This is a genomic window from Enterovibrio makurazakiensis (assembly GCF_050336585.1).
GTDB lineage: Bacteria > Pseudomonadota > Gammaproteobacteria > Enterobacterales > Vibrionaceae > Enterovibrio > Enterovibrio gelatinilyticus.
On record NZ_JAKJSE010000050.1, the window covers coordinates 1 to 4347 of the forward strand.

The following is a 4347-nucleotide window of genomic DNA, read 5'->3' on the forward strand; positions in this document are numbered from 1 at the left end:
CTGAAGGCTGGCCGCTTTGCGGGTCAGTCGGTACGGTTACAATGTGGTCAAAGGCTTGAACCAGCATTTGGTCTTCGTGGCCTTCGACGTAGATGTTACCGACAGAGTCAGCAGTGAACGCACCAGCAGTGATGTTGCCCTGAGTTTTGCCTTCGATGGCGATATAACATGGAGTTGGCATTGCGATGTCCTTATTCAATGGAAGCTCACCATTTAATGGCGAGCAACGAAACGGGTGATACAACGCAGGAAATAACGCAAGGGATGTGCCAGCTTTTGTTATCAATAAAAACAAAGGGTTATGTATATTTGGGAATTGGCGGAGCAAGGAATTGCTCGCGGTTCGGGCGAAAACTTGCTCGCTGAGCAAGATTTGGCCGAATAGAGGGAGGGAATGAAGATGAAAAAAGACACTGAGTTGAAATACGTGGGTAGAATAAAGAAGAAGAGAGTAGAGCCTTACTTTCAATGGAGAAGGCTTACCTTTTGGTCAAATTACGGTCAATGGAGCGAGCAGGGAGCATCATGATCGCTCCCTGTTACACCTAATGGAACTGCATTTCCTATGATTGATTCTTTAATTGTGTGTTTAGTTTTTAATCAGAGGGGTCATGCCCAGTAGCTTGCTAAAGAAGAAGATCTTGCTTTTGGCTAGCTCAATTTTTGTTTCCGATACGCAAAGAACCTGACGAATTTTGTACTTTGGTGTCAGCGTAATGATCGATTTTTGGTTCTGATCATCCACAAACGTCAATGCGGATTCACCGGAAGCAGTCACCTCGGTGACATCAGCACCCGCGAATGAGGCTGCCTTTTCAATTAATGTTCGGCTTTTAGATGGCGTCACCAGACATGCTGCATCGTTCAGCGCGGAAGCATCCATCAAAAGATATTCAGCGAAATCTGCTCTCTCGGACTGATCCATTTCCTTCGCCAGATAGATATCGCCAGCATTTTCGATTGCGAGCTTGCCGCTAAATTCACCAACTATGTATTGTTGTGAAGTCCAAGAATCGACGGGCGTGGAGTAGCTCCCCTCCCATGACGCGACCGCTGAAGAAATGAGAAAGAGAAAGGATGCACCGAGTCTGATCATCGGCTTATCCAAATCACAGCATCACCATGCTCGTTCTCATTGCTTCCATCAAAGCGTTCACCTGCTTCCAACCGAAGGACATCATTGTTCAAATTTGATGTCCACTGTGCTGAGACAGGCACTTCATCATTTGGCAAAGCGATGTGATGGAAGGGAAGTTTTTGATGAGAGAACAGAGAGCCAAAATCCTTTTCACGTGCATAGTCGACCCAGTCTTTTGGGTAATAAAGTGATTTGCGGAATTGACTGTCGTCAAGATTAAAAAGAAGGGTGGCTGCGCCTGATTCCAGTGACCAGTAGCCAAAATGAGTAGCATGTTTGCTTTTATGGCGATTATGCCAATAGCAATTTTTCATACCTTTGTACCAACCTTTCAGATAGGCACTGAGTGCGGTCTGGCGTTCGGGTTTGGTTGGTGATACACCATCACCTTTAATTGCATCGTATAGGTGTGTGTAAGGTTGGTCGAAAACAAGCGAATCTTGTCTTGGTAGACCTTGCAGGCCAACACGGGTATAAAATTGAACAATCGCTTTGTCATCACTGCCATGAGGGTTTTTTCCAGTGATTCGGGCAATGGTAAAAAGCGCATCAGTGTTACCAGTGAGTACAGCGAGGCCTGTTATCAAAAGTAGAAATTGATAGCCGTCTGGCTCCCAGTAATTGATAACTTTGAAAGAAAATTGCTCTTTATGTCTTTGTAAATCTTGAAAAGCTAAGTTAGAGAGGTGTAGTACGCTTTCTAAATTTGCACCACTGGAATATTCCAGCAAAGCGTGTTCAAATTTGGCTAAAGAGAGTGACCAGCTTATCCTTGCACGGTGAGTGATATCTTTGGATTCGTCCGTCAAATGGAGATAGCGTTTTGAATTGTCTTTTTTGAAATACGTACGCTGTTCTTCGTAAACAGATTCTTCGAGAAACGCATCCCTTCTTATCTGATTAAATGTCGGCGTTTGCTCTCTCATCTCGTTACCTCTTCAATACTTCTCGCATTGGCATCTAATCTCGTAATGTTTACTACTTCTCCGGACTCGTCGACAATCATTAGCCATCGCTCATAGCCTTCATCCATGATGTCGTCGGTGGTGTCACGTCCAACTTCGGCAGCAAGTCTGGGTTGGATCCAATCATCGCTCATTTGCTTCGTTCCGTCACGAAGTCTAGAAAGCGATCGGTCCTTAGCTAAGCCATCTGAGTCAATATATTTGCCTGAATCGGTGCGATACTTAGTTTCTGTTATTATATATGGCGGTGGCAAAGCATTCGGCGGCTTTTCGTAAATGCCATCTATGCCACGGCCTCTAGGAGTATCTTCTAAAGATCGAACTTGTCTTGACTCCGGCAGCATGTTGCGGTGACCACTGTTTAACATATGGTTGTCACTAATGATCTCACCATATAACCCTTTTTGTGTGCGTGTTAAAATACGAGGGTTAATCGTTGCAACGCTAGGGTCTAACTCATGAACCGTACGCGCATTAACGTCAGTTCGATAGCTTGGTGAATACTCGTCAGCCTGTTTGAGTAATGCTTGTTCGATATCATCGAGAAGCTTTTTCACGGGGGCAATAGCTGGTTCAAGCATGCTGTCTGCAGATTTTTGAACTGAGCGTACAAGACGTACGGACTCATCAAGCCAGACTTTAACGCTGGCAGGAGCAAAATACCTAATTTGAGCAACAGTATCGGTAAGTGCGCTGACTATTTTGTCGAGATATCCTTTCAAAGTGGCGGCGTTGACTTGGCTCCCAACGCTTTTGATGGCCTCAGCGATTTTCTTCAACGCAATATCAATTCGCGGAACATCGAAGATTTTTCGTACTTTTTCATTTTGTAGGAAGGAGATGATGGGCGCCATTGCGGGACGAATGGCTTTTGAAACATCCCCCCCCATTTTCCTGATGAAAAGGAATAGGATCTTTAGAACACCTTTTGCAATGGATCCAAGTGATGGTATTAAGCCTATAAGTGTAAAACAAAGGGCTATCCATGCGTTTACATCACTTTTGTCTTTATGGATATTTCGGCAGTTGGCGATTAAATCACGGCAATCCAACACCTGATCAACGATGGGAATGATACCCAGTGCGGCATTTGCGGCGATTTGCCCCGTTGTTTGATTAGCATTGAAATCCCCCTGAAGTGCTTCCCATATCCACTCGAGAGCACCAATGGTCGAGTCATAGGCATCCTGTGCTTTTTGAGCGATGTATTGTTCGCCTGATTTGTAGGCTTCTTCAAGATTGTCGAAGAGATACGCGAAAAGGTCATTTCCCCACATTAGCTGTTACCTCCAAGCAAGGATTTAACGCTACTGGTTAGCGAATCAATAGGTTCTCTTTCCGGGTCTTCGAATTCTGCATCCGGGTCATAATAGATTCGCACTGGACCTGCCGGAACTTCCTCAATGCGGGCATAGCCATCACCATCGAGTGTGCCTGACACTTCTGTACCGTCACTTAGAATTGCGCGATAAGGTGTGTTGGCGAAAGGTTGCATGTCAGGGTCTAGATATTCAAACTCAACCCAGTTTGGGACAATCACGCTGGTTAATAAGCTGGAAATGCTTGGAAGGGTCGGTGTTGCGCCACTGCCGTTACCTGTACTTCCGCCAGAGTTAAGATTCACCACAGCACCGGAGAGGTGCACGCCAGCAGGATCAAGCTTGACGAAACCCGCGGAGGTTTTAATGGTGATTTCCGTGCCTGCTTCAATAATGATTTTGTCGCCAGCTTTATGATGGATCTCAGAACCTGCTTCAAGAAGGTGTTTTTTGCCTTGTTTGATGTGCAGTGAACTGTCTGTGGTCAGACTGATATCACCAGCGACATGGGCTTTGCTTTGCCCATCGACCGTCAGGTGGTCATCCACCTTGATGTGTGAAAAGCGCTCGTTTTCCACATCCAAGTGCAAATCATGTTTGATGTTGTCTTTGCGGTCGTTCTCGACCAGCAGGTTCATGTCCTTTTGGGCATGCACATAGATTTCTTCTTGCTCGGCTTGGTCCTCAAAACGCAGCTCATTAAAGCCTTCACCCTGATGGGTTTCTGTTCTGATAACCGTGCGGGTTTTGTTGGCAGGCAGCGGGTAGGGCGGCACATTGGTGGCGTGATAAGTGCGACCAGTGATAATCGGTTGGTCAGGGTCGCCCTCTAAGAAAGAAACAATCACTTCATGACCAATGCGCGGTATCGCCATCATGCCGTATTGACCGCCCGCCCAGCCTTGGGATACGCGTACCCAACAAC

Annotated in this window: 5 protein-coding genes; all 5 read right to left on the reverse strand. The window is 46.0% G+C overall.

Translation table 11 applies throughout. From position 1 onward, the window contains the following. Positions 1-181: type VI secretion system tube protein TssD (gene tssD, locus L4D06_RS25240; RefSeq protein ID WP_429742223.1), on the reverse strand; the 181-nt coding region annotated here is incomplete at its 3' end. 408 nt (positions 182-589) lie between these two features. After that, the gene (locus tag L4D06_RS25245) at positions 590-1108 is read right to left on the reverse strand and encodes a hypothetical protein (protein WP_429742225.1); all 519 of its coding nucleotides are present in this window, start codon (positions 1106-1108) and stop codon (positions 590-592) included. Beyond that, on the reverse strand, positions 1093-2064 hold the full coding sequence (locus L4D06_RS25250) for a PoNe immunity protein domain-containing protein (RefSeq protein WP_429742227.1): 972 nt from the start codon (positions 2062-2064) through the stop codon (positions 1093-1095). Before L4D06_RS25250 ends, L4D06_RS25245 begins: the two co-directional genes overlap by 16 nt. Next, the gene (locus L4D06_RS25255) at positions 2061-3380 is read right to left on the reverse strand and encodes a hypothetical protein (protein WP_429742229.1); all 1320 of its coding nucleotides are present in this window, start codon (positions 3378-3380) and stop codon (positions 2061-2063) included. The genes L4D06_RS25250 and L4D06_RS25255 overlap by 4 nt, the downstream gene beginning before the upstream one ends. Continuing rightward, positions 3380-4347, reverse strand: a 968-nt coding sequence (locus L4D06_RS25260; RefSeq protein ID WP_429742231.1) for a type VI secretion system Vgr family protein, incomplete at its 5' end; no start/stop codon positions are given. The genes L4D06_RS25260 and L4D06_RS25255, both read right to left, overlap by 1 nt.

Excerpts from the sequence above, each read along its gene's own strand:
- L4D06_RS25250 (WP_429742227.1), bottom strand. The coding sequence starts at position 2,064 with ATGAGAGAGCAAACGCCGACATTTAATCAGATAAGAAGGGATGCGTTT.
- L4D06_RS25255 (WP_429742229.1), bottom strand. The coding sequence starts at position 3,380 with ATGTGGGGAAATGACCTTTTCGCGTATCTCTTCGACAATCTTGAAGAA.